This is a genomic window from Neobacillus citreus, from assembly GCF_018343545.2.
Classification (GTDB): domain Bacteria; phylum Bacillota; class Bacilli; order Bacillales; family Cytobacillaceae; genus Neobacillus; species Neobacillus citreus.
In genome coordinates this window covers 1-23,013 of record NZ_JAGYPE020000061.1, presented here as the reverse complement: position 1 = coordinate 23,013, position 23,013 = coordinate 1, and the positions used below count along the sequence as shown (strand labels likewise).

Here is a 23,013-nt window from a genome sequence, read left to right as displayed (position 1 = left end):
GCTAACAGCGATTTTGAAGAGGATCAGGCGATTAAGCGCAAGGTCCGCGATGCAGTGAACGCACAGATTACACTGTGGGTGCAGGATTTAACTTCGATGGAAGAGGCTCGGAAGGTGATCAAGGGCCATCTGCCTGAGATTCAAGCGATTGGGGAAAAAGTGGTCCGTGAGTCGGGTTCGGATCAGTCGGTCAAGGTAGAGTTTGGCAAGGTGCAGTTCCCGACGAAGCTGTACGGGCAGTTTTTGTATCCTGCAGGAAAGTATCAAGCAGTGTTAATTACGCTGGGTGCGGGTGAAGGGGCGAACTGGTGGTGCGTGCTGTACCCACCGTTATGTTTCCTTGATTTTTCAAATGGGGTAGCTGTCAGTGAGGGGTTTGAGGAAAAAGAAACGGCTGCTGTTGCTGAAGCGAAAGAGGAAGCTAGTTCTGTCCCCCAGGTGGAAGAGAAGCGGTCCGATGTGAAAACAAAGTCTGTGGAAGGAAAAAAGGAAGTTGCTGTTCAGAAAGAGAATACTGAGGTAAAAAGGGTGCAAAAGCCGGACTTTGAAGAGACGCGTTCAGTTAAGGATAATGATGATGATATACCTGTGATGAAGAGCAGGGATTTTGAAAAAACGGAAACGGCTGTGGTGAAGAAGCAGGATTCATCGAAAAAAATGAAAACGGCTGTGGTGGAGGAGCAAGATTCAGAAGAAGCCGAAGACATTGTGGTCAAGAAACCGGTAAAGAAGGATAAGCCAGTTTACGTTTCGGAGGACGAGCAGCCGGTAAAAGTGAAGTTCTTTGTGGTTGAGATGTGGAATAAGCTTTTTAACTAACAGCTCTTTGAGGGGGCTGTTTTTTTGTGTGTATGAGGACAAATGGATTGGAAAATTGAGAGGAAGTGTTCTCATAGAGGGTTCATGAGGACACCTCTGCTTCTTTTTCAAGCGGTTTCGTCCGAAGGGTGCATTGGTTCGGACACTTCTGTCACTTTTTTAAGTGATTCTGTCCGAAGGGTGCATTGGTTCGGACACTTCTGCCGCTTTTTCAAGCGGTTTCGTCCGAAGGGTACATGGGTTCGGACACTTCTGCCACTTTTTCAAGCGGTTTTGTCCGAAGGTTGGACTGGTTCGGACACTTCTGCTTCTTTTTCAAGCGATTCTGTCCGAAGGTGGACTGGTCCAGACATTCCTGACTAAAAATTGAAAGGAGTTGTCCCCATACACTCTCTCACCTAGGTCCGAATGTTCAAAAAATATGCTAGAAATAGCCCCAACCTGTTCTACTTTTTCTATTTTTTCATATTCATAGAGTAGAAGCTGAAAAATGGGGTGGCTGGGATGAAGGTGTTGATTCGTAAGGCAACTAAAGGGGATTTGGACAGGCTGAAAAGCTTTCTTACGAGGGCTAATCTAGGGACGGATGGGCTGACTGATGAAACGATAGAATGGTTTTTATTGCTAGAGGACGAGCAGCAAGAGCTGGTCGGATCGCTTGGAATGGAGGTTTGTGAACAGTTTGGGTTGCTGCGCTCGCTAGTGGTCACGGCGGGGCAAGCTGAAAAGGAAATCTTCGTTCTGTTTGACCAAATGGTGAAGCTCGCTAAAGAAAAGGAAATGGAAAGTTTATTTTTGGCCACAAATAAGGGGGCGGCGTTGCCGCTTTTTGAACTGATGGGGTTTGAAAAGATTGGGCGCGGGGAACTGCCGGTCGGGTTTTATCAATCTGAGCACATTCGACACGTTTTAAATGTGGATAACTCGTTGTTTTTGAGACTAACGATATAATATTGTGGATATACCGCCAAAGTTATCCACTTTTTTGGGTAAGTTATGCACAATTTGTGGATATCACTTGTGTTTAGGTCTGCCTTCTTTTATACTTTCAAACGTATCATGCGAAAAATATGAGTTTATACGCCGAAATTCGTCAAAATTCGATAAAAAACGAGATAGGTTTTGAAGGTGGATAACATGAACACAAAAGTTTGGAAAGTGGATAAGTATGTGGATAATTTAGAAAGTAATCCACATATTGTGGATGCCGCACATTTTTTAAAGGAAAATGAAGTTGTTGCGATGCCGACGGAGACGGTTTATGGGTTGGCCGGGAATGCCGAGAATGACGAGGCTGTGGCGAAAATTTTTGCAGCCAAGGGGAGGCCTGCGGATAATCCCCTGATTATCCACATTGCTGAACAGGAACAGTTGAACCGCTTTGTGGCAGAGGTTCCTGAGAAGGCGGCCATCCTAATGGATAAGTTTTGGCCTGGGCCGCTGACGATTATTTTTAAAATGAAGGAAGGCGTGCTTTCGGAAAAAGCATCAGCGGGTCTCGGGACGGTTGGAGTGCGGATGCCGGACCACCCGGTGGCACTGGCGCTGCTCAAAGTGAGCGGGCTGCCGATTGCTGCACCGAGTGCGAACTCCTCAGGGAAACCGAGCCCGACTACGGCCGGGCATGTGCTGGATGATCTTGAAGGAAAAATTGCCGGCGTGGTGGACGGAGGTCCGACCGGAGTCGGTGTTGAATCAACTGTCATCGACTGTACGGAAACAGTACCAGTAATCCTACGGCCAGGCGGGGTGACCAAGGAGCAGCTTGAGGCCGTGGTGGGCGAAGTCCATATCGACCCGGCTTTAACAAATGAAGCGGCAAAACCGAAGGCGCCGGGTATGAAGTACCGCCACTACGCGCCAAATGCTCCGCTCTATTTGGTGTCAGGCACCCGGGGATTTTTGCAGGGGCTTGCTGCCGAAAAACGTGCGGAAGGTTTGCGTGTCGGGGTGCTGACGACAGAGGAGCATGCGGACGAGTACGAAGCCGATGTCGTCCTCACCTGTGGAAGACGCGCTGAACTCGAGACCGTCGCAGCTGCGCTTTACGATGTTTTGCGTCGATTCAATGAGCAGCAGGTCGATGTGATTTTCAGCGAAATGTTCCCGTATGAAGGCGTGGGATATGCCATTATGAACCGGTTGGAAAAAGCGGCCGGGAATAAAGTGATTAAGGAATAAAAAATAACCACCTAGACCAGTTCTCCTTAAATGGAGGGCTGGTCTTTTTTTAAAAAGGGCTTTCCGCTAATTTCCCAGCTTGGCTTCTAAACCGATTTGGACGTGCATATGCTGAAATAGTTAGTCCAAGGGGGAGAAGTCAGAATGTCTGAAATGGTTGGGGAAATTATCACACTCATGTTGATGGCAGCGGCTCTAGGAATGGATGCTTTCTCAGTCGGCCTTGGCATGGGGATGTACAAATTGCGGCTTCGAAAAATATTTGAAATAGGAATTGTCATTGGAATCTTTCATGTGTTGATGCCGCTAGCTGGCATGACGGCTGGAAGGTTTTTATCAGAAAAATTTGGAGCGCTGGCCTCCTTTATCGGCGGCCTTTTGTTAATCCTTTTAGGGATGCAGATGATTTGGTCGAGCCTGAAGGACGATGATGAAAAGGTGATTACCCCGGTCGGCTTTGGCCTTTTGTTTTTTGCGTTGAGCGTAAGTCTGGACAGCTTTTCCGTCGGTTTGACGCTGGGGATTTATGGGGCAAAAACTGTTTTGGTCCTGATCTGTTTCGGTGTTATGGCCACCGTGCTAACATGGGCAGGCCTGCTTTTGGGTAAAAAAGTCCGTGGCTGGCTCGGTGCCTACAGCGAGGCGCTTGGGGGAGCGATTTTACTGGCGTTCGGCATTAAGCTGATGGCTGTGTTTTTATAAGAAATTTTTAGAAAAACAACGGTTTGAATGTGGAAAATTGTTCTATAATAGGTGGGGAAGGGGGCGTACATATGCAGCGGATATTATTTGTTTGTACAGGAAATACCTGCAGGAGTCCGATGGCGGAGGCCATTTTAAAAAATAAACAGCTGGACGGAATCGAGGTCAAGTCCGCCGGAATTTATGCCGCAAGCGGAAACGATGCCTCAGCGAACGCAAAAGAGGTGCTCGCGAACAACAAGATTACGCAAAATCACCGCTCCACCTTGCTGTCCAGTGATGAGGTCGACTGGGCGGATTTGATTTTAACCATGACAACCTCGCATAAGTTCGCCATCCAGCAGCAATACCCAAAGGCGATTGAAAAAGTGTTTACATTAAAGGAATTTACCGGCGAAGATTTCGACCACGACGTCACCGATCCGTACGGCGGCAGCCTCGCTATCTATGAAGAAACCTACCAAGAACTCGATAAACTGATTGACAAAGCTATTGAAAAGATAAAGCCATAGAAAAAGGTCAGGAGTGTTTTACTCTTGGCCTTTTTCTATGGAAGGTGTCAGACGCCGCACGTGTACAAATTGACTTTTTGTTCGGATCGAATGGACACAATTTTTCATTCAGTTATTTCTATTGTTTTTTGGAGGGTCTTTCATTATTTGATTTAGTTGCGGTGTTCTTGCTTTATATTTTTAAGGCTGTATGTCAAAATTAAGTACAGATTGATGTTATGAATAGGGGGATTTTTGAGATGAGAGTGGCTTTAGCGTCTGACCATGGCGGCATGAATATTCGTAAGGAAATTGCCAGCTTGCTTGAGGAATTAAAGATTGAGTATGTGGATTTTGGCTGCGAATGTGAGTCGTCTGTTGATTATCCAGATTATGCCCTGCCTGTGGCGGAAAAGGTAGCGAGCGGCGAGTTTGACCGCGGGATTTTAATTTGCGGAACAGGAATTGGCATGAGCATTGCCGCTAACAAGGTGAGAGGTGTCCGTTGTGCACTTGTGCACGATACCTTTAGTGCAAAAGCAACACGTGCCCACAATGACAGCAACATCTTGGCGATGGGCGAACGCGTCATCGGTCCTGGACTGGCCCGTGATATTGCCCAAATATGGCTCACTGGCGAATTCGAAGGCGGACGTCACGCCAACCGCGTCGGTAAAATCACGGATTATGAGGAGAAACAACAATAGATACCACATCGGATTAAGCAGCGGAGTGGCTGGGGACAGGTCCCCCAAGAGAGTAAAATATTAAAGTGGCGGGGCCAGGACCCTTGGAACATGAATGATGGGAGGTCAATGGGTATGATTCAGCAATGGGAGAACGAACTTGAAGCAATTTTAACGGAATTTAAGGAGCAGGCATCCCTGAGTCCGGGGCAGCTTCTCGTGATCGGCTGCAGCACAAGCGAGGTTATCGGCGAGCGCATCGGAACGGCTGGAACGATTGAAGTAGCCGAAATGATTTTTCGCCAAATGCAAAAATTCCAAACCGAAACCGGAGTTCACCTAGCCTTTCAATGCTGCGAGCACTTGAACCGGGCACTTGTGGTGGAACGGTCGGTTGCCTTCGTGCGAGGCTTCGAAGAGGTTTCGGTCGTCCCGGTCCGGAAGGCAGGCGGAGCGATGGCAACATTTGCTTTTAAAAAAATGAACGACGCCGTTGTGGTCGAGTTTGTAAAGGCGGAGGCAGGCATTGACATTGGCAGCACCCTGATCGGCATGCACCTGAAACATGTTGCCGTCCCCGTCCGTGTTAAACAGAAGTTCCTGGGACATGCCCATGTGACAATGGCTAAAACAAGACCAAAACTTATCGGCGGGGCCCGCGCGGTTTACGAACGGACCGACGCTAATTCAAGCTGCAGTTAGAAATATTTGACTAAACACGAACGATTAAGTTGTAGAGTAACTTATTTGTTATATGAAACACGAACGATAAAAATGTTAAAAATGAAATCTTACGTGTTTACATAATAAAAAAACATGTTACAATAAAGAGGGAATTTTCTAACGTCTTTTATTTACATATGAGGGGGAATGAATCATGAACCATTTACCTAAAGCCGATGAACAGGTTTTTCAAGCAATCCAGCAAGAATTAGGCCGTCAACGTTCTAAAATTGAACTGATTGCCTCCGAAAACTTTGTCAGTGAAGCAGTAATGGAAGCCCAAGGCTCCGTTTTAACGAATAAATACGCAGAAGGCTACCCTGGACGCCGTTACTATGGCGGCTGCGAATATGTTGATGTTGTTGAGGATTTAGCTCGCGAGCGCGCCAAGCAAATTTTTGGAGCAGAATATGTCAACGTTCAGCCACACTCTGGTGCACAGGCAAACATGGCCGTTTACTTCACCGTCCTTCAGCAAGGTGACACAGTGCTTGGCATGAACTTATCCCATGGCGGCCACTTAACACACGGAAGCCCAGTTAACTTCAGTGGTGTTCAATATAACTTCGTTGATTATGGTGTCGACAAAGAAACGCACCGCATCGATTATGCTGATGTTCGTGCGAAAGCCCTGGAGCACAAGCCAAAGATGATTGTTGCCGGTGCCAGCGCGTATCCAAGGGAAATCGATTTTGCGAAGTTCCGTGAAATCGCTGATGAAGTTGGCGCGTACCTAATGGTCGACATGGCGCACATCGCTGGTCTTGTTGCGGCTGGTCTGCACCAAAACCCAGTGCCATATGCTGATTTCGTCACAACTACTACTCATAAAACCCTTCGCGGTCCACGTGGCGGGATGATTCTAACCTCTGAGGAATGGGGCAAGAAAATCGATAAGTCGATCTTCCCTGGAATCCAAGGCGGTCCGCTGATGCACGTTATCGCTGCAAAAGCTGTTGCTTTTGGCGAAGCGCTTCAGGACAGCTTTAAGGAATATGCTGGTCAAATCGTGGCGAACGCTCAGCGTTTAGCGGAAAGCCTGCAAAAAGAAGGCTTGAAGCTTGTTTCCGGCGGTACGGACAACCACTTAATGCTTGTCGATGTGACAAGCCTTGGTTTAACCGGAAAAGTGGCTGAAAAAGTGCTCGATGAAGTCGGCATTACCGTTAACAAAAACACGATTCCGTTCGACCAAAACAGCCCGTTTGTAACAAGCGGCGTCCGCATTGGTACAGCTGCAGTAACAAGCCGCGGCTTCGGGTTGGAAGATATGGACGAAATTGCTTCCATCATCGCCTTCACGTTGAAAAATCACGAAGACGAAGCAAAGCTTGAAGAAGCGCGCAAACAAGTTGACGCATTAACAAGCAAATTTACCCTTTACCCTGAATATTGATGCATGGGGACGGTTCTCATGCCTCACTTATGTGAGGCAGAAGAACCGTCCTTTTGTTTCAGAAAAATCTAACATCAGTCTGCGAGTTGCTCGCGGGCTTTTTTTTCTGTAAAATGAGACGACTGCAAAAATTAAATCTTTAAAAAAGGGGCGATCGCTGTGGCAAAGGTATATGTTTTTGACCATCCACTCATTCAGCACAAGCTTACTTACATACGTGATAAACATACAGGAACAAAGGAATTCCGAGAGTTGGTCGACGAAGTGGCAACCTTGATGGCGTTTGAAATCACAAGAGACATGCCGCTTGAAGAAACTAACATCGAAACACCTGTGTGTCCGGCAAAATCGAAAATTCTTTCTGGTAAAAAAATCGGCCTTGTGCCAATTTTACGCGCTGGTATTGGCATGGTGGACGGAATCTTGAAATTAATCCCGGCTGCAAAAGTCGGCCATATCGGTTTGTACCGCGATCCGGAAACTTTAAAGCCGGTTGAATATTACGTCAAGCTTCCAAGTGATGTCGAAGAGCGCGACTTCATCGTAGTTGACCCGATGCTCGCAACTGGCGGCTCAGCCGTTGAAGCGATTCATGGCCTGAAAAAGCGGGGAGCCAAAAATATCAAATTTATGTGTTTGATTGCCGCACCAGAAGGCGTTGAAGCTTTGAAAGAGGCGCACCCTGACGTCGACATTTACATCGCTGCCCTTGACGAGAAGTTGAACGACCACGGCTACATCGTACCAGGACTTGGTGATGCTGGAGACCGGTTGTTTGGGACGAAATAATTCTAAAAATAAGGTAATTTTTTAAAAAGTCGGGTGCTGCCCGGCTTTTTTTTCTGGGAAATTGTTGGTTTGTTACCCTATTGGGTATTTGGGAGTTACCTTTTTTTGTTTTACTCGTCACTATGTCTAGTTTACTCGTCTAAATTTAGGATTTACTCGCCAACTTTTTACTTTTACTCGCCAAAATAACAAATTTACTCGCCAACCCCTCATATAAGTCTGCATACTTTCCCCTCCCAAAGAAAACGATATGGAAAAAAGGGGGATTTTCACATGAAATTGGTACTCGCACTGCTCCTCACGTTCGGAACTATTAATGTTGGGACCACCGGCATCCCGGCCATACCGAAAATCCTAATCCATCCCCCAATCCAAAAATCAACAAAAGATACCGTCGCCATCGTCATGCTCAACCATCCGAAAACAGAACAGGAAATCAAGCAGCTGCTCGCACCCTATAAGGATATCAAGCTGCGCCGCGTATATGAGAAAGCCATTGACGGTTTCTCGATACAAGGGCCGCCAAACGCCATCGCCAGGCTAACCGAAGACCAGACCCGGAACAGCCAGCTCACCTCTATCCAGCATGTCTCCCCGGTAACAGAGTATCGGGTCGAAACTGAGGAAAGCGTGAAAATCATTGGCGGTGAGGCGGTGCGCGGTTTTTTTTCAAAGAAGAATGAACGTCTGACCGGCCGAGGTGTGACGGTCGGGGTCATCGATACCGGGGTGGACTACACCCATCCAGACCTCGCTCGGAATTATGCGGGCGGCCATGACCTTGTTGATAACGACCAAGACCCGATGGAAACACTCACGCAAGGCCGGGCGACCATCCACGGTACCCATGTCGCCGGCATCATTGCCGCCAATGGAAAAATCAAAGGCGTGGCCCCCGAGGCAAAAATTGTTGCGTACCGCGCGCTTGGTCCGGGCGGCGGGGGAACGACCGAGCAAGTGCTGGCTGCGATTGACCAGGCCATCAAAGACAAGGTCGACATTATGAACCTCTCGCTTGGCAACAGTATTAACGGTCCAGACCTGCCAATCAGTCAGTCGCTCGACCGTGCTGTCGAGAATGGGATCGTCGCCGTCGCTGCATCGGGCAATTCTGGACCGAATGTATGGACGGTCGGTTCACCGGGAACATCCGCAAAAGCAATTTCGGTAGGCGCCTCGACGCCTACCATGGAAATTCCCCAACTATTAATAGAAGGAATGCAAAATCCGCTCCGGGTCCAGCCAATGGAGGGGTCGGGGAATTGGGCGCTTGACCGGACGCTCCCAATCGTCGACGGCGGCATCGGCCAACCCAACGAACTCGAGAATGTTCAGGGGAAAATCGTTCTAATGAAGCGTGGCGAATTGACTTTTTCGGAAAAAGCAAAAAATGCCCATGAGGCGGGGGCTAAGGCGGTGGTAGTCGCTAACAATCTCAAGGGCACCTTCATCGGCAATCTCGATGCGCCCGCTGCTATACCGATCGGGTCGATTACCAAAAGCGAGGGGGAATTTTTACGAAAAAAACTGAAAAACACCAGTGTGACGGCAAGACTCAAAATAAATGAAGAAATTGACCGGCTTGCTGACTTCAGCTCCAGGGGGCCGGTCACGGATACATGGGATATCAAACCGGACCTCGTTGCCCCGGGGGTGGCCATCAATTCGACGATTCCTGGCGGCTACTTGAGCCTGCAGGGGACGAGCATGGCCGCACCTCATGTGGCCGGCGCCTGCGCGCTGATCAAGCAGGCCCATCCGGATTGGACGCCGGAGCAGATTAAGTCGGCGCTGATGAATACCGCCAAACCGCTGGTAAAGGAACCTGGTGAGCCAAGCAGCAGCATGAGCCCGGAAACAACCCGGAAACCAATCGAAATCGGTCCAATCGGGAAGAACCAAAACAAAACCAAGATAACCCCCGGACCCTACTACCGCACATACGAGCAGGGGGCAGGCCGCATCCAGGTCGATGACGCGATCCAGACGGGATCGTTGGTCATGCCGGGCAGCATTCGGTTTGGAAAGTTTAGCAGCCTGAAAAATGTTCATAAAGCCCAATTAAAAGTCGAAAATATCAGCGACAGTCCAAAACGCTACACGTTTGACATCCCGCAGCACATCGACGGCTTGGAGTGGCGTTTCCCGCTCGCGTTCACCCTTGAGCCGAAAGAAACAAAAGAAATAACCGTGGAGCTCGCCGTCGACCCGCAGATTTTTAAAGGGAAAATTCACGATGGTTTTCTAACCGTGCATGGTGGGAGCCAGTCCATTCATGTACCATTTCTGTATGTTCTGGAAGAGCCGGGATACCCTCGGATTATGGGCTTTGATTTTGCAGAAGGAGATGAGCCGGGCACTTACCAGTATGAGGTCTACGTCCCGGGGGGAGCGGAGGAGTTTGGAATCGCCTTATTCAACCCTGACGATTACCGCTTTGTCGGCTTTCTTGACACAAGCACCGATGTAAAGAAGGGACTGATCCGTAAAGCCTTCAAAGCTGAAGACCTTCCATACGAAGGGACTTACCGAGCCAAAGTCTTCGCCAAAAAGGCAGGCAAAGAGGATTTTATTGAAACGATGATTTCGATTTATAAAAATTAAGACAAAAATTAGGGCGGCAAACGAAGTGAGAATGCCGCCCACAATTCCGCCTAACCTTCGGGAAATTATTTAAAAAGTCAGAAAGAAATGTTCACAAAATGGACACAAAATAGCCAAAAAAACTTCAAAAATTACAATACAATAAGAGTGTTGACTTTCACTTCCAAATCACAAAAAAATTGGGAAATTGTTTGTGGAATAATTCACGTAAATTCATTGACAATGCATGGTGCCTATTGTATGCTAACAAAGGGTGTGCATGGTAGGGTTTTCATCAAAATTTAATTTGACAAAATCCCGCGCATGATTTATCATAATCACCTTTTGTTTTTCATTCTCTACGCAGTGAGGATGATTTTATTATGCAAAAGAACCGCAATCCTTTTCAAGCCATGGCTTTAATGTCTGCTATTGTTTCCCAGTTGGTCGGCTCCATCCTGATTGGCATTTTTGCCGGAAGGTGGCTGGACGGAAAGTGGAACACAGAACCAATTTTCTTAATAATCGGACTGCTCCTGGGTCTTGCGGCAGGGGTTTATTCTATGCTTGTCTCAATCCGCCATTTCTATTCAGGAGATAAATAACCATGCCAGATTTCAGAGAAATGTACAACAGGCAGAGAAAATGGATGTTTTACTTGTTGTCCATCTATGTTCTTGGCTGGGGCTTCACTACATACAAAACTACTTTCCTTGGGTTGATCCTTGGGACATGCTTTAGCTTCATTATGCTTTGGATGTTAGTGAGAAAGACAGAGAAATTCGACAAAGCCGTTTCGGCAGGGAAAAAGGTCAAATCATTGGGCTCGCTGCAAAGAATGGCGATCTCGGCAATTGCGGTAATGATTGCGTTAGAATACCCTGATTATTTTCAAATAGTTAGTGTTGTTTTGGGACTAATGACAGCCTATATTGTCATTATGATAGATTATTTTTATCATGCTCTGCATGCTCAAAAGTGAAGGGAAGCGAGGTGAGTTTATATGCATCATGGGGCTCCTGAGTTTGAATTGTTTGGTCTCTGGTTTAACGGGGCAAACGTTCTTATGATCACAATTGCAAGTGCAATTGTATTTCTTATTGCCGTATTAGCAACCCGCAAGCTGGCAATGAAACCTACGGGGATGCAAAACTTTATGGAATGGGTGATGGACTTTGTAAAAGGCATCATCAACAGCACAATGGATTGGAAAGAAGGCGGGCGATTCCACATCCTAGGGATTACATTAATCATGTATATTTTTGTATCAAATATGCTGGGTCTTCCTTTCGCAATCGTCGTTGACGATAAGCTTTGGTGGAAATCACCTACAGCTGACCCGATTATTACGTTAACCCTAGCGGTCATGATTTTGGGTCTTACCCATTATTACGGCGTCAAGCTAAAGGGCGCAAAAGGATATGGAGAAGGCTTCTTCACTCCAATGAAATTCTTATTCCCGTTAAAGATTATCGAGGAATTTGCGAACACATTGACGCTTGGTCTGCGTCTTTACGGTAACATTTACGCTGGTGAATTGCTTCTATCGCTCTTGGCAGCGGGATTAGCACACCAAGGAATCGCCGGCACAATTGCCGCCATTCCGCTTACACTTGTATGGCAAGGCTTCTCGATCTTCGTCGGATCCATCCAAGCGTACATCTTTACTATGTTAACGATGGTTTATATGGCACACAAAGTGAGTCATGACCATTAATATAATTTTTTATAAAAAATAAAACATATTTATACATTTTAAGGAGGAACAAAATAATGAATCTTATAGCAGCAGCAATTGCAATTGGTCTAGCAGCAGTAGGCGCAGGTATTGGTAACGGTCTTATCGTAGGACGTACAGTTGAAGGTATCGCTCGTCAGCCAGAAGCACGTGGTTTACTACAAACTACAATGTTCATCGGGGTTGCGTTAGTAGAAGCATTACCGATCATCGGCGTTGTTATCGCGTTCATGGTCTTAAACCGATAAAATTAAATGAAAACTCGTCGATTGGCGAGTCCGATAGGACGAAGACAGAGGCGTAGTTGAATTTATGCGTTATGAAAGTATAAATTTGGGAGAATTTATACTTTTATATTAGCTAAAAAACTCCAGATGGCGAAGAGACATTCATCTAACTTCGCCATTCATTTATGTTCGTTTATGCATTTCTAGTGTGAGCAACTCTTGAAAGGAGTGAACCCAGGGTGTTAACAAGCAGTTTAGTATTAGGTGCAGCCGAGCACAGCGCCGGCCACGTTAATTATGGAGATATCTTCTTCCAACTGATCGTGTTTATTGTCCTCTTGGCATTGCTGAAAAAGTTTGCGTGGGGTCCATTAATGGGCATCATGAAACAGCGCGAAGAGCATATTGCAAGTGAAATCAACGCAGCTGAAGAAAGCCGCGGAGAAGCGAAGAAGCTTTTAGAAGAACAAAGAAATCTTTTAAAAGAAGCCCGTGCAGAAGCACAGAGCTTAATTGAAAGTGCGAAAAAGCAAGGCGATATCCAGCGTGAGGAAATCATCGCAGCGGCCCGACAAGAAGCGGAACGCCAAAAGGATGCTGCTAAGCTTGAAATCGAACAACAGAAAGAAAAAGCTGTTGCCGCTATTCGCGAACAAGTGGCTTCATTGTCTGTGTTAATTGCTTCTAAAGTAATTGAAAGAGAATTATCTCAAGCGGACCAAGATGCGCTTATTAACGAATATATCAAAGAGGCAGGAGAAGGGCGATGAGCAACCAACTAGTAGCAAAACGCTACGCGTCGGCTCTTTTTCAAATTGCAAAGGAACAGCAGATTCTAAGTACAGTAGAAGAAGAACTTCGTGTAGTCAAGGAAGTTTTACAATACAATCCTGATTTAAAAGCTGTTCTCAAATCTTCGAAGCTTCCTATTGAAAAGAAAAAAGAGATTGTGAAAAACGCTTTTACATCTGTAAATCAATATGTCTTAAATACAGTATTGATCCTAATCGAACGTCATCGTGAAGGCGAAATCGTGGAAGTTGTGAATCAATTCACGGAGTTGACAAATGATGAACTCGGCATTGCCGAAGCGGAAGTGACCAGCATCCGCCCGCTTTCAGACGCGGAGCGTGAAGCTATCTCTGCCACATTTGCAGCTAAGATTGGGAAGAAATCATTACGAATTGAAAATATCGTGGATTCCGATTTGCTCGGAGGCGTTATGCTTCGCATCGGAAACCGTATATATGATGGATCATTACGCGGCAAGCTAAGCCGTTTAGAACGTAAATTGTTATCGTAGATAAGGGGTGAAACTCATGAGCATCAAAGCTGAAGAAATCAGTGCCCTGATAAAGCAGCAGATTGAAAACTATCAGGCAGAAATTCAAGTGACAGATGTTGGTACTGTTATCTCCGTTGGTGACGGTATCGCACGTATCCATGGTCTTGACAATGTCATGGCCGGAGAACTTGTTGAATTTGCAAACGGCGTTATGGGTATGGCACAAAACCTTGAAGAAAATAACGTCGGTATCATTATTCTTGGACCTTTCACTGACATCAAAGAAGGTGACGAGGTTCGCCGTACAGGACGCATCATGGAGGTTCCGGTTGGTGAGGAACTTATTGGACGTGTAGTTAACTCATTAGGACAACCAATCGATGGCATGGGTCCAATCAATGCAAAGAAAACACGCCCTGTTGAGCAAGTAGCAACTGGCGTTATGGCTCGTAAATCCGTTCATGAGCCGCTGCAAACTGGTATTAAAGCGATTGACGCACTAGTGCCAATCGGACGCGGACAGCGTGAGTTAATCATCGGTGACCGTCAAACAGGTAAAACATCTGTTGCAATCGATACAATCATCAACCAAAAAGGTCAAAACATGATCTGTATCTATGTTGCAATTGGACAAAAAGAATCTACAGTACGTAACGCCGTTGAATCACTTCGTAAAAATGGCGCATTAGAATACACTATCGTTGTTTCTGCATCTGCATCACAGCCTGCTCCAATGCTATTCTTAGCACCATATGCAGGGGTTGCAATGGGTGAAGAATTCATGTTCAACGGTAAGCACGTATTAATCGTATATGATGATTTAACAAAGCAGGCATCTGCATATCGTGAGCTTTCCTTGTTACTTCGCCGTCCTCCAGGCCGTGAAGCATATCCAGGGGATGTATTCTACTTACACTCACGCTTACTAGAGCGCGCTGCAAAATTAAATGATGAGCTTGGCGCTGGTTCCATCACAGCATTGCCATTTATTGAAACACAAGCAGGTGACGTTTCTGCTTATATTCCAACAAACGTTATCTCCATCACTGATGGACAGATTTTCTTACAATCCGACCTTTTCTTCTCTGGCGTACGTCCAGCGATCAACGCAGGTCTTTCCGTTTCCCGTGTAGGGGGTTCTGCGCAAATCAAGGCAATGAAGAAGGTTGCCGGTACATTGCGTCTTGACCTTGCATCTTACCGTGAATTAGAAGCATTTGCTCAGTTCGGTTCTGACCTTGATAAGGCAACTCAAGCAAAGCTTAACCGTGGTGCGCGTACAGTTGAGGTTCTAAAGCAGGATCTTAACAAGCCGCTATCTGTTGAAAAGCAAGTTATGATTCTTTATGCATTAACTCGCGGTTTCCTTGACGATATTCCAGTACAGGATATTCGCCGTTTTGAAGGAGAATTCCATAGCTGGTTAGACCACAACCGTAAAGATCTGTTAGACCAAATCACGACTACGAAGGATCTTCCGAAAGACGATGATATGGCTAAAGCAATCAACGACTTTAAAAAGACGTTTGCTGCTTCTGAGCAATAAGGTCTAGCAATTTGAACGGCGGCGATGGTTTCGGACCCGGTGTCTTTAGCCATCGCCTGACATTCTTTGAATGAGGGTGGTGAGAACCTAATGGCTTCATTACGCGATATAAAAACGCGGATTAATTCGACTAAAAAGACAAGTCAAATTACAAAGGCAATGGAAATGACTTCTGCTGCGAAGTGGAATCGCGGTGTTATGAACGCGAAATCATTCGTGCCTTATATGGAAAAAATCCAGGAAGTTACTGCATCGATTGCTCTTGGTGCAGGCGGCGTGAGTCATCCGATGCTGACCCATCGTCCTGTAAAAAAGACAGGCTACATCGTGATTACATCAGACCGCGGTCTTGCTGGTGCTTTTAACAGTAACGTAATCCGCCGCGTCCATCAAACAATCAAAAGCCGTCATACATCCAATGACGAATTTGCGATTATTGCGATTGGACGAGTGGGGCGTGACTTTTTTGTGAAGCGGGGTTACAACGTTGTCCTTGATATCGTCGGGGTTAACGACCAGCCAAGCTTCCAGGACATTAAAGACATTGCAAGCACAACTGTCGGCATGTTCTCTGACGGAACATTCGATGAATTATATGTTTATTACAGCCACTATATCAGTGCAATTTCACAGGAAGTAACTGAGAAGAAACTGCTTCCATTAACGGATATTACAACTTCTCATAAGCTCACTTCCTATGAGTTCGAACCAAGTGCCGAAGAGATTTTAGAAGTTCTTCTTCCACAATACGCCGAAAGCTTGATTTATGGCGCGCTGTTAGACAGTAAAGCAAGTGAGCACGCTGCTCGGATGACGGCAATGCGTAATGCAACCGACAATGCGGGCGAGTTGATCCGAAGCCTGACATTAAGCTTCAACCGTGCCCGCCAAGCGGCGATCACGCAGGAAATCACGGAAATCGTCGGCGGTGCCGCAGCGTTAGAATAGTAAGTCTTTGGTGTTTAGCGCCAATTTGATAGTTTTTCAAAGAGTAAGTTAGGAGGGAAAAATGATGAGCAAAGGACATGTTCTTCAGGTTATGGGTCCGGTTGTTGACGTTAAGTTCGAAAATGGTCATCTTCCTGAGATCTATAATGCGCTTAAAGTCGTGAGAAAAGCGCAAAACGCATCTGAAGTAGATATTAACCTAACCCTTGAAGTAGCCCTTCATTTAGGTGATGATACAGTTCGTACAATCGCGATGGCATCTACTGATGGTGTAACCCGCGGTTTAGAAGTAGAAGATACTGGTAAGCCAATTTCCGTACCAGTTGGGGAGCCGACACTTGGCCGCGTATTTAACGTACTAGGTGAAGCAATCGACTTAAAAGAGGAAATTCCAGCAAGTGCACGTCGTGATTCCATTCACCGCGAAGCACCAACATACGAAAATCTTTCAACTGAGGTTGAAATTCTTGAAACTGGTATTAAGGTAGTTGACCTTCTTGCTCCATATATTAAGGGTGGTAAGATCGGTCTATTCGGTGGTGCCGGTGTAGGTAAAACCGTATTAATCCAGGAATTAATCAATAACATCGCGCAAGAGCACAGCGGTATTTCTGTATTCGCAGGTGTAGGTGAGCGTACTCGTGAGGGTAACGACCTTTACCACGAAATGACAGATTCCGGCGTTATCAAGCAAACAGCGATGGTATTCGGACAAATGAACGAGCCGCCAGGAGCACGTATGCGTGTTGCCTTGACTGGTTTGACAATGGCTGAATATTTCCGTGATGAGCAAGGACAAGACGTGTTATTGTTCATCGATAACATCTTCCGTTTCACACAAGCAGGTTCTGAGGTTTCCGCGTTACTTGGCCGTATGCCATCTGCCGTTGGTTACCAGCCGACACTTGCTACTGAAATGGGTAAATTGCAAGAACGTATTACTTCTACTAATAAAGGTTCTGTTACATCGATCCAAGCGATTTACGTACCAGCCGATGATTATACTGACCCGGCTCCGGCGACAACTTTCGCTCACTTAGATGCAACAACAAACCTTGAGCGTAAGCTTTCTGAAATGGGTATCTACCCTGCGGTGGACCCTCTTGCTTCTACTTCTCGTGCATTATCACCTGATATTGTTGGAGAAGAGCATTACAATGTTGCTCGTCAAGTACAGCAAACATTACAAAAATACCGTGAATTACAGGATATCATCGCGATCCTTGGTATGGACGAACTTTCTGATGATGATAAGTTAGTCGTTGCCCGTGCGCGTCGTATCCAGTTCTTCTTATCACAAAACTTCCACGTTGCTGAACAGTTCACTGGTCAGCCAGGTTCATATGTACCTGTTAAAGAAACAGTTAAAGGATTCAAAGAAATCCTTGAAGGTAAATATGACCATCTTCCAGAAGATGCATTCCGTCTTGTCGGCCGCATTGAAGAAGTGGTTGAGGCCGCAAAACGCATGGGCGTAGAGGTCTAACCTTTCAGGGAGGGGTAAAATATGAAGACGATTAAAGTCAGTGTTGTAACTCCCGATGGTCCGGTTTATGAATCAGATGTGGAAATGGTGAGTACAAAAGCAAAAGGCGGCGAGCTAGGCATTTTGCCAGGCCACATTCCATTGGTGGCACCACTAGAAATCGGTGCTGTCCGTTTGAAATTGGCTGGCGGCAAACAAGAGCAAATCGCGGTCAGCGGCGGCTTTTTAGAAGTCCGTCCTGAACAGGTAACAGTTCTTGCACAGGCAGCTGAAAAAGCATCGGATATCGATGTAGAACGTGCGCAGCGTGCAAAAGAGCGTGCTGAACAGCGTCTCCAGCAGGCACAGCAGGAGCATGTCGACTTCAAACGTGCTGAGCTGGCATTACGCCGCGCTGTCAACCGTTTGAATGTATCGGATAGCCGATAAGTTATAATACGGGTTGTAAAATACGGTTCTCGTACTTATATGTAAATACAATGAATCCAACCCCTTTGGCCGGCCTTAGATGCCGGTCGGAGGGGTTTTTATTTTTGTTGGGGTTACGGTGAAGCATGGGGACGGTTCTTATGCATCAAAAAATATGTTGAGTTTTGTGAAGAGGAAAGTAAATCGATTGAACTGGATAGTAAACCGCTATAAATGGAAAGTAAATGGTCCAATCAGGAAAGTAAGTATCATATAAGTGAAAGTAAATGCTCAAATACGGAAAGTATTGTAAATTGACTGGAAATTACCCGCTATAAAAGTCTGCTTTCCCACCTTAAATGAATGAATTTTAATTTTAAGAATATGAATGTAGGGAGCGGGGAGTACAAACTGCGAAGCCTTGACTAATTTTTATGTGAAAAACCAATCAAACATTAATTTTTCAAAAAGGTTTGGGCTAAAAATGACAAACCTCACTGACACGGGCAGGATTTTGGTTTTAAATAGGGGTAGTTGTCGAATTAGGAGGCATTGTGGGGCAGTCGGGGGACTAAAGACCCGAAAAATCATGTAACAAAATACCTTTTTGAGGGGCAGTTTTTCAACAGCCTTAATTTGGAAATTGAGTTTGTGAATAGATTTCCAAATTAAAGGATTGGCTTGTCGACATGGGTTTGTAACAATGCTATAATGAATTCGGTTACAATCATATTAATGAAAATTCACAACATTGGAGGGGATAGGCATGGAACTTTTGAATGTATATCAGAATAATTATCTGATAGTTTTCGTGTTCCTATGTCTCGGGGTGTTGCTGCCGGTGGTGGCATTATATTTAGGTAAGCTTTTGCGTCCGCACAAACCTAGCGAAGCAAAGTTGACCACATATGAGAGCGGTGTTGAGCCATTTCACGATTCCCGTGTACAGTTCAATGTCCGCTATTATATTTTTGCCCTAATGTTTGTTATTTTTGATGTGGAAACGGTGTTTTTATATCCATGGGCGGTTGCCTATGATAAGCTAGGCGTTTTCGCATTGATCGAAATGTTAATTTTCGTATTCTTACTATTATTAGGCCTAGTGTATGCTTGGAAAAAGAAGGTGCTACGATGGATCTAAAACTAGATGGCGTTACCGATTTGGAGATGCAGGAGTTAAAACAGAATGTGTTTATGACTTCGCTGGAGCAAGTGAAGGCCTGGGCGCGAAGCAGTTCGCTGTACCCGGTGACATTTGGTCTGGCTTGTTGTGCGATAGAAATGATGGGTGTGGGTGCGGCTCACTACGACTTGGACCGGTTTGGATCGTTTTTCCGTCCGTCACCGCGTCAGTCTGACTGTATGATCGTTTCTGGGACAGTTACGAAAAAGATGGCGCCGATTTTACGCCGTTTGTATGACCAGATGCCAGAGCCAAAATGGGTAATCGCGATGGGTTCTTGTGCAACCGCTGGCGGACCGTACATAAAATCGTATTCCGTTGTCAAGGGTGTTGACCAGATTGTGCCGGTTGACGTGTATATCCCAGGCTGCCCGCCAAACCCAGCTGCCTTAATTTATGGAATCAATAAATTGAAGGAAAAAATTCGTTATGAAGCGAAGACTGGGAAGAAGGTGACCTGATAAATGAGCGGGGAAAAAGATCTCGAACAATTAAAGCGAGAGGCCGTGGCAAAGGCAAAGGCCGAAGCGGCAGCGAAACGAGCAGCCCGTGCAGCCGGGGAAGCTCCAGGTCAGAAGCCGGCTGAGTCAGCTGCTCCAAAGCAAGAAGCTGAGCCGAAGCCTGTTGAACCGGAAAAGGCACCTGCTGCATCAGGAGCAGGCGACGCTGAAGATTTAGCGAAGAAAAAAGCCGCAGCCGCTGCGAAAGCGAAAGCAGCAGCGTTAGCGAAAAAGAAACGTGAAGGCATCGCGGATGAGGAGCCAGCAGCGGAGGCCGCAGCACCAGCACCGGAGGAACCTAAAGCAGGAGCCGGGGACGCAGGAGTGGGAGACGCCGATGACCTAGCGAAGAAAAAAGCCGCAGCTGTAGCGAAAGCAAAAGCAGCCGCAGCAGCAAAACGGAAAGCGATGGAGCTAGCCGGTAATGCAGACCAGGCAGCAGAACCTGCTGCAGCACCAGAAGCACCGGCAGCAGCAGACGCTGGAGCAGGCGGGGACGCCGATGACCTAGCGAAGAAAAAAGCCGCCGCCGTAGCGAAAGCAAAAGCGGCCGCAGCAGCGAAACGGAAAGCAATGGAGCTAGCGGGTGGCGCGGACGAAGGCGCAGAACCTGCGGCAGAAGCATCGGGAGACGACGCCAAAGCGAAAGCAGCGGCAGCGGCCAAAGCAAAGGCAGCGGCAGCAGCGAAGGCCAAAGCAGCGGCAGCAGCTAAAGCAAAACGCGAAGGCGGAGCAGAAGATGCGCCAGCGGGTGATGATGAAAAAGCAAAAGCTATCGCCGCCGCGAAAGCTAAGGCAGCAGCAGTAGCCGCAGCAAAGGCCAAAGCAGCCGCAGCAAAAGGCGGGGCAGCCGGGGCAGGAGCTGCAGAACCAGCAGCTGAAGCAAAACCATCACCGAACCAACCGTACCTAGACAAGTACGTGAAGGTAATCGAAGAAAACATGGGTTCCGATGTTTTAGAAGATTTTTATATTAATAAACTATCTAAGGATGTTCCTACCCTTGTGGTGAAGCGGGAAGCCTACTTTAAGCTTGCACAATTTTTAAAATATAATGAGCTGTTAGGCTTCGACTATTTATCAGAGCTGCACGGAACTGACTTTGAAACACATATGGAAATTTATGTTCACTTATACTCATACAAAAACCGTCAATCCGTCGCCTTCAAGGTGAAGATTGACCGGAATGAGCCGATCATCGAATCCTTGCAGCCAGTATGGGCGGGCGCTGACTGGCCTGAGTGTGAAGCATACGACTTACTTGGCATCAAGTTTACCGGGCATCCAAACCTGCACCGGATTATGCTTGGCGAAGAATGGGTTGGCTATCCACTGAGAAAAGACTATGAGCCGTATGATGTGGAGGTGTAACCAGTGATCAAAACAGAAGAAATGATGCTTAACGTAGGTCCTCAGCATCCAAGTACGCACGGCGTATTCCGGCTTGTCGTTAAACTGGACGGGGAAATCATTACCGAAGCACAGCCTGTCATCGGTTACCTGCACCGCGGGACTGAGAAATTGGCTGAGAACCTGCAATATACACAAATTATTCCGTACACAGACCGGATGGACTACCTGTCTGCGATGACCAACAACTACGTGCTCTGTCACGCAGTAGAAACGATGATGGGCATCGAGATTCCGGAACGGGCGGATTTCCTGCGCGTGATTGCGATGGAATTGGGCCGGGTAGCGAGTCACCTGGTTTGGTGGGGTACATACCTGCTTGACCTTGGGGCAACATCCCCGTTCATCTATGCCTTCCGCGAGCGGGAAATGATTATTAACATGCTGAACGAGCTTTCAGGCGGACGATTGACGTTTAACTACATGCGTGTCGGCGGCGTCAAGTGGGATGCGCCGGAGGGATGGATTCAAAAAGTAAAAGAATTTGTTCCGTATATGCGCGAGCAGCTTGCCGGCTACCACGACCTAGTAACCGGGAATGAGATTTTCTTAAACCGAGTAAAAGGAATTGGCAAGTATTCGAAGGAAGACGCGCTGCAATACAGCTTGAGCGGTGTTAACCTGCGCTGTACCGGCGTGAAATGGGATCTCCGCAAAGACGAGCCGTATTCCATCTACAACCGCTTCGACTTTGATGTTCCAGTTCAGGAAAGTGGCGATGCCTGGGCGCGTTACCAGTGCCGCCTGGCGGAAATCGAAGAATCGTTGAAAATTTTAGAGCAGGCTGCTGAGCAGTTCCCTGAGGAAGGCGAAATCCTCGCGAAGGTGCCGAAAATCATTAAGGCGCCAAAAGGGGAAGCTTTTGTCAGAATTGAATCGCCGCGCGGGGAAATTGGCTGCTATATTTACAGCGACGGGAAAAAAGAACCGTACCGCTTGAAATTTAGAAGACCATCTTTCTATAACTTGCAAATTCTTCCGAAGCTATTAAAGGGAGAAAACATTGCAAACATGATTGCCATTTTAGGGGCAATTGACATTGTCCTTGGAGAGGTGGATGGCTAATGATACAGGATCTGCTGCAATCAAGTCCTGGTTGGTTTAACTTTTTCTTCTTCTTTATCTTTGGAGCTGTCTTACTACTAGTTGTATTAGGGTTCGTTACGTACTCTATCCTGGCGGAACGGAAGGTTATGGGTTACATTCAGCTCCGCCACGGTCCGAACCAGCTCGGCGGACGCTTTGGCCTATTGCAAACCGTTGCCGACGTTTTAAAGCTGTTATTAAAAGAAGATATCATCCCGAAACTGGCTGACCGTCCAATGTTTATTTTGGCACCAGTTATCGCCTTCGCACCATCGTTCATGGTGCTGGCAACGATTCCGTTTACAGACCGTTTTCAGTTCGCTGACCTTGGCGTCGGGCTGCTGTACTATGTGGCCGTATCCGGTTTGACGGTTTTCGGAATTCTGCTTGGGGGCTGGGCTTCCAACAACAAATACTCCCTGCTTGGGGGAGCGCGGGCAACAGCGCAGATGATTTCATATGAAATTCCGCTTGTTATGTCCGTTCTTGGTGTTATTTTATTATCGGGCAGCTTGAACCTAAATGATATCGTTCATGCCCAAAAGCACGGCTGGTTCATTTTACTGCAGCCAATCGGGTTTATCGTGTTTTTAATCGCATCGACTGCGGAACTGTCCCGGACACCGTTTGACCTTCCGGAATCAGAGTCCGAGCTTGTTGCCGGTTATCATACCGAGTACACTGGTTTCCGCTGGGCATTCTTCATGCTGGCAGAATATGTGTATTTGTTCGCAATGACGGCCTTAATTACCGTATTATTCTTTGGCGGCTGGATGGCCCCATTCGGATTCCTTGACTTTATCCCGGGAGCCGTTTGGTTCGCGTT

Annotated in this window: 26 protein-coding genes; all 26 read left to right on the top strand. The window is 46.8% G+C overall.

What is annotated here, in order from left to right; translation table 11 throughout:
* The coding region (spoIIR, locus tag KHB02_RS24065) for a stage II sporulation protein R (protein ID WP_241114058.1) at positions 1–819 on the top strand (819 nt) is incomplete at its 5' end.
* 84 nt (positions 820–903) lie between these two features.
* On the top strand, positions 904–1,182 hold the full coding sequence (locus KHB02_RS24060) for a hypothetical protein (RefSeq protein ID WP_241114057.1): 279 nt from the start codon (positions 904–906) through the stop codon (positions 1,180–1,182).
* Positions 1,183–1,323: 141 nt separating this feature from the next.
* A complete protein-coding gene (locus KHB02_RS24055; protein WP_213147967.1) occupies positions 1,324–1,770 on the top strand; it encodes a GNAT family N-acetyltransferase in 447 nt (148 codons plus the stop codon).
* Between the two features lie 186 nt (positions 1,771–1,956).
* Positions 1,957–3,000 (top strand): L-threonylcarbamoyladenylate synthase, encoded by a 1,044-nt coding sequence (locus KHB02_RS24050; RefSeq protein ID WP_213147968.1) that lies wholly within the window; start codon positions 1,957–1,959, stop codon positions 2,998–3,000.
* Positions 3,001–3,144: 144 nt separating this feature from the next.
* The gene (locus KHB02_RS24045; protein ID WP_213147969.1) at positions 3,145–3,702 is read left to right on the top strand and encodes a manganese efflux pump MntP; all 558 of its coding nucleotides are present in this window, start codon (positions 3,145–3,147) and stop codon (positions 3,700–3,702) included.
* A 71-nt stretch (positions 3,703–3,773) separates the two neighbouring features.
* A complete protein-coding gene (locus KHB02_RS24040; protein ID WP_213147970.1) occupies positions 3,774–4,214 on the top strand; it encodes a low molecular weight protein arginine phosphatase in 441 nt (146 codons plus the stop codon).
* Positions 4,215–4,453: 239 nt separating this feature from the next.
* Complete coding sequence (rpiB, locus tag KHB02_RS24035) at positions 4,454–4,900, top strand: ribose 5-phosphate isomerase B (RefSeq protein WP_213147971.1); 447 nt, start codon at positions 4,454–4,456, stop codon at positions 4,898–4,900.
* A 114-nt stretch (positions 4,901–5,014) separates the two neighbouring features.
* Complete coding sequence (locus KHB02_RS24030; protein ID WP_213147972.1) at positions 5,015–5,581, top strand: TIGR01440 family protein; 567 nt, start codon at positions 5,015–5,017, stop codon at positions 5,579–5,581.
* Positions 5,582–5,756: 175 nt separating this feature from the next.
* Positions 5,757–6,998, top strand: coding sequence for a serine hydroxymethyltransferase (gene glyA / locus KHB02_RS24025; protein ID WP_213147973.1), 1,242 nt, complete (start codon positions 5,757–5,759; stop codon positions 6,996–6,998).
* 159 nt (positions 6,999–7,157) lie between these two features.
* Complete coding sequence (gene upp / locus KHB02_RS24020; protein WP_213117131.1) at positions 7,158–7,787, top strand: uracil phosphoribosyltransferase; 630 nt, start codon at positions 7,158–7,160, stop codon at positions 7,785–7,787.
* A 273-nt stretch (positions 7,788–8,060) separates the two neighbouring features.
* A complete protein-coding gene (locus KHB02_RS29825) occupies positions 8,061–10,391 on the top strand; it encodes a S8 family serine peptidase (protein ID WP_213147974.1) in 2,331 nt (776 codons plus the stop codon).
* Positions 10,392–10,750: 359 nt separating this feature from the next.
* On the top strand, positions 10,751–10,975 hold the full coding sequence (locus tag KHB02_RS24010; protein WP_213148113.1) for an AtpZ/AtpI family protein: 225 nt from the start codon (positions 10,751–10,753) through the stop codon (positions 10,973–10,975).
* A gap of 2 nt (positions 10,976–10,977) precedes the next feature.
* A complete protein-coding gene (locus KHB02_RS24005) occupies positions 10,978–11,352 on the top strand; it encodes an ATP synthase subunit I (RefSeq protein WP_213147975.1) in 375 nt (124 codons plus the stop codon).
* Positions 11,353–11,373: 21 nt separating this feature from the next.
* Positions 11,374–12,087 (top strand): F0F1 ATP synthase subunit A, encoded by a 714-nt coding sequence (gene atpB / locus KHB02_RS24000; protein ID WP_213117134.1) that lies wholly within the window; start codon positions 11,374–11,376, stop codon positions 12,085–12,087.
* 56 nt (positions 12,088–12,143) lie between these two features.
* Positions 12,144–12,356 carry a F0F1 ATP synthase subunit C gene (gene atpE, locus KHB02_RS23995; protein ID WP_027323467.1) on the top strand — a complete coding sequence of 71 codons (213 nt, stop codon included), beginning with the start codon at positions 12,144–12,146 and terminating at the stop codon, positions 12,354–12,356.
* 218 nt (positions 12,357–12,574) lie between these two features.
* Complete coding sequence (locus KHB02_RS23990) at positions 12,575–13,105, top strand: F0F1 ATP synthase subunit B (protein ID WP_213147976.1); 531 nt, start codon at positions 12,575–12,577, stop codon at positions 13,103–13,105.
* Positions 13,102–13,638 carry a F0F1 ATP synthase subunit delta gene (locus tag KHB02_RS23985; RefSeq protein ID WP_213117136.1) on the top strand — a complete coding sequence of 179 codons (537 nt, stop codon included), beginning with the start codon at positions 13,102–13,104 and terminating at the stop codon, positions 13,636–13,638. Before KHB02_RS23990 ends, KHB02_RS23985 begins: the two co-directional genes overlap by 4 nt.
* Before the next feature lie 16 nt (positions 13,639–13,654).
* Positions 13,655–15,166, top strand: coding sequence for a F0F1 ATP synthase subunit alpha (atpA, locus tag KHB02_RS23980; RefSeq protein WP_213147977.1), 1,512 nt, complete (start codon positions 13,655–13,657; stop codon positions 15,164–15,166).
* A 90-nt stretch (positions 15,167–15,256) separates the two neighbouring features.
* Entirely contained in the window at positions 15,257–16,114 is an 858-nt protein-coding gene (gene atpG, locus KHB02_RS23975) for an ATP synthase F1 subunit gamma (RefSeq protein WP_213147978.1), read from the top strand.
* A gap of 64 nt (positions 16,115–16,178) precedes the next feature.
* Positions 16,179–17,600, top strand: a complete 1,422-nt coding sequence (atpD, locus tag KHB02_RS23970; RefSeq protein ID WP_213148114.1) for a F0F1 ATP synthase subunit beta — start codon at positions 16,179–16,181, stop codon at positions 17,598–17,600.
* Between the two features lie 21 nt (positions 17,601–17,621).
* Complete coding sequence (locus KHB02_RS23965) at positions 17,622–18,029, top strand: F0F1 ATP synthase subunit epsilon (RefSeq protein WP_213147979.1); 408 nt, start codon at positions 17,622–17,624, stop codon at positions 18,027–18,029.
* A gap of 745 nt (positions 18,030–18,774) precedes the next feature.
* Entirely contained in the window at positions 18,775–19,149 is a 375-nt protein-coding gene (locus KHB02_RS23960; protein ID WP_213117141.1) for an NADH-quinone oxidoreductase subunit A, read from the top strand.
* Positions 19,140–19,652 carry a NuoB/complex I 20 kDa subunit family protein gene (locus tag KHB02_RS23955; RefSeq protein WP_213117142.1) on the top strand — a complete coding sequence of 171 codons (513 nt, stop codon included), beginning with the start codon at positions 19,140–19,142 and terminating at the stop codon, positions 19,650–19,652. Before KHB02_RS23960 ends, KHB02_RS23955 begins: the two co-directional genes overlap by 10 nt.
* A gap of 3 nt (positions 19,653–19,655) precedes the next feature.
* Positions 19,656–21,062 (top strand): NADH-quinone oxidoreductase subunit C, encoded by a 1,407-nt coding sequence (locus KHB02_RS23950; protein ID WP_213147980.1) that lies wholly within the window; start codon positions 19,656–19,658, stop codon positions 21,060–21,062.
* Between the two features lie 3 nt (positions 21,063–21,065).
* The gene (locus KHB02_RS23945) at positions 21,066–22,166 is read left to right on the top strand and encodes an NADH-quinone oxidoreductase subunit D (protein ID WP_213147981.1); all 1,101 of its coding nucleotides are present in this window, start codon (positions 21,066–21,068) and stop codon (positions 22,164–22,166) included.
* Positions 22,166–23,013 (top strand): NADH-quinone oxidoreductase subunit NuoH (gene nuoH, locus KHB02_RS23940; RefSeq protein WP_241114056.1); only part of this gene is annotated, 848 nt, incomplete at its 3' end. The genes KHB02_RS23945 and nuoH, both read left to right, overlap by 1 nt.

Coding starts and splice junctions, on each gene's coding strand:
- KHB02_RS23985 (WP_213117136.1), top strand. CDS start 13,102: ATGAGCAACCAACTAGTAGCAAAACGCTACGCGTCGGCTCTTTTTCAA.
- KHB02_RS23950 (WP_213147980.1), top strand. CDS start 19,656: ATGAGCGGGGAAAAAGATCTCGAACAATTAAAGCGAGAGGCCGTGGCA.
- KHB02_RS29825 (WP_213147974.1), top strand. CDS start 8,061: ATGAAATTGGTACTCGCACTGCTCCTCACGTTCGGAACTATTAATGTT.
- KHB02_RS23955 (WP_213117142.1), top strand. CDS start 19,140: ATGGATCTAAAACTAGATGGCGTTACCGATTTGGAGATGCAGGAGTTA.
- KHB02_RS24045 (WP_213147969.1), top strand. CDS start 3,145: ATGTCTGAAATGGTTGGGGAAATTATCACACTCATGTTGATGGCAGCG.
- KHB02_RS23960 (WP_213117141.1), top strand. CDS start 18,775: ATGGAACTTTTGAATGTATATCAGAATAATTATCTGATAGTTTTCGTG.
- KHB02_RS23965 (WP_213147979.1), top strand. CDS start 17,622: ATGAAGACGATTAAAGTCAGTGTTGTAACTCCCGATGGTCCGGTTTAT.
- KHB02_RS24060 (WP_241114057.1), top strand. CDS start 904: ATGAGGACACCTCTGCTTCTTTTTCAAGCGGTTTCGTCCGAAGGGTGC.
- atpG (WP_213147978.1), top strand. CDS start 15,257: ATGGCTTCATTACGCGATATAAAAACGCGGATTAATTCGACTAAAAAG.
- atpD (WP_213148114.1), top strand. CDS start 16,179: ATGAGCAAAGGACATGTTCTTCAGGTTATGGGTCCGGTTGTTGACGTT.
- KHB02_RS24050 (WP_213147968.1), top strand. CDS start 1,957: ATGAACACAAAAGTTTGGAAAGTGGATAAGTATGTGGATAATTTAGAA.
- rpiB (WP_213147971.1), top strand. CDS start 4,454: ATGAGAGTGGCTTTAGCGTCTGACCATGGCGGCATGAATATTCGTAAG.
- atpE (WP_027323467.1), top strand. CDS start 12,144: ATGAATCTTATAGCAGCAGCAATTGCAATTGGTCTAGCAGCAGTAGGC.
- glyA (WP_213147973.1), top strand. CDS start 5,757: ATGAACCATTTACCTAAAGCCGATGAACAGGTTTTTCAAGCAATCCAG.
- KHB02_RS24030 (WP_213147972.1), top strand. CDS start 5,015: ATGATTCAGCAATGGGAGAACGAACTTGAAGCAATTTTAACGGAATTT.
- KHB02_RS24040 (WP_213147970.1), top strand. CDS start 3,774: ATGCAGCGGATATTATTTGTTTGTACAGGAAATACCTGCAGGAGTCCG.
- atpA (WP_213147977.1), top strand. CDS start 13,655: ATGAGCATCAAAGCTGAAGAAATCAGTGCCCTGATAAAGCAGCAGATT.
- KHB02_RS24005 (WP_213147975.1), top strand. CDS start 10,978: ATGCCAGATTTCAGAGAAATGTACAACAGGCAGAGAAAATGGATGTTT.
- KHB02_RS24055 (WP_213147967.1), top strand. CDS start 1,324: ATGAAGGTGTTGATTCGTAAGGCAACTAAAGGGGATTTGGACAGGCTG.
- atpB (WP_213117134.1), top strand. CDS start 11,374: ATGCATCATGGGGCTCCTGAGTTTGAATTGTTTGGTCTCTGGTTTAAC.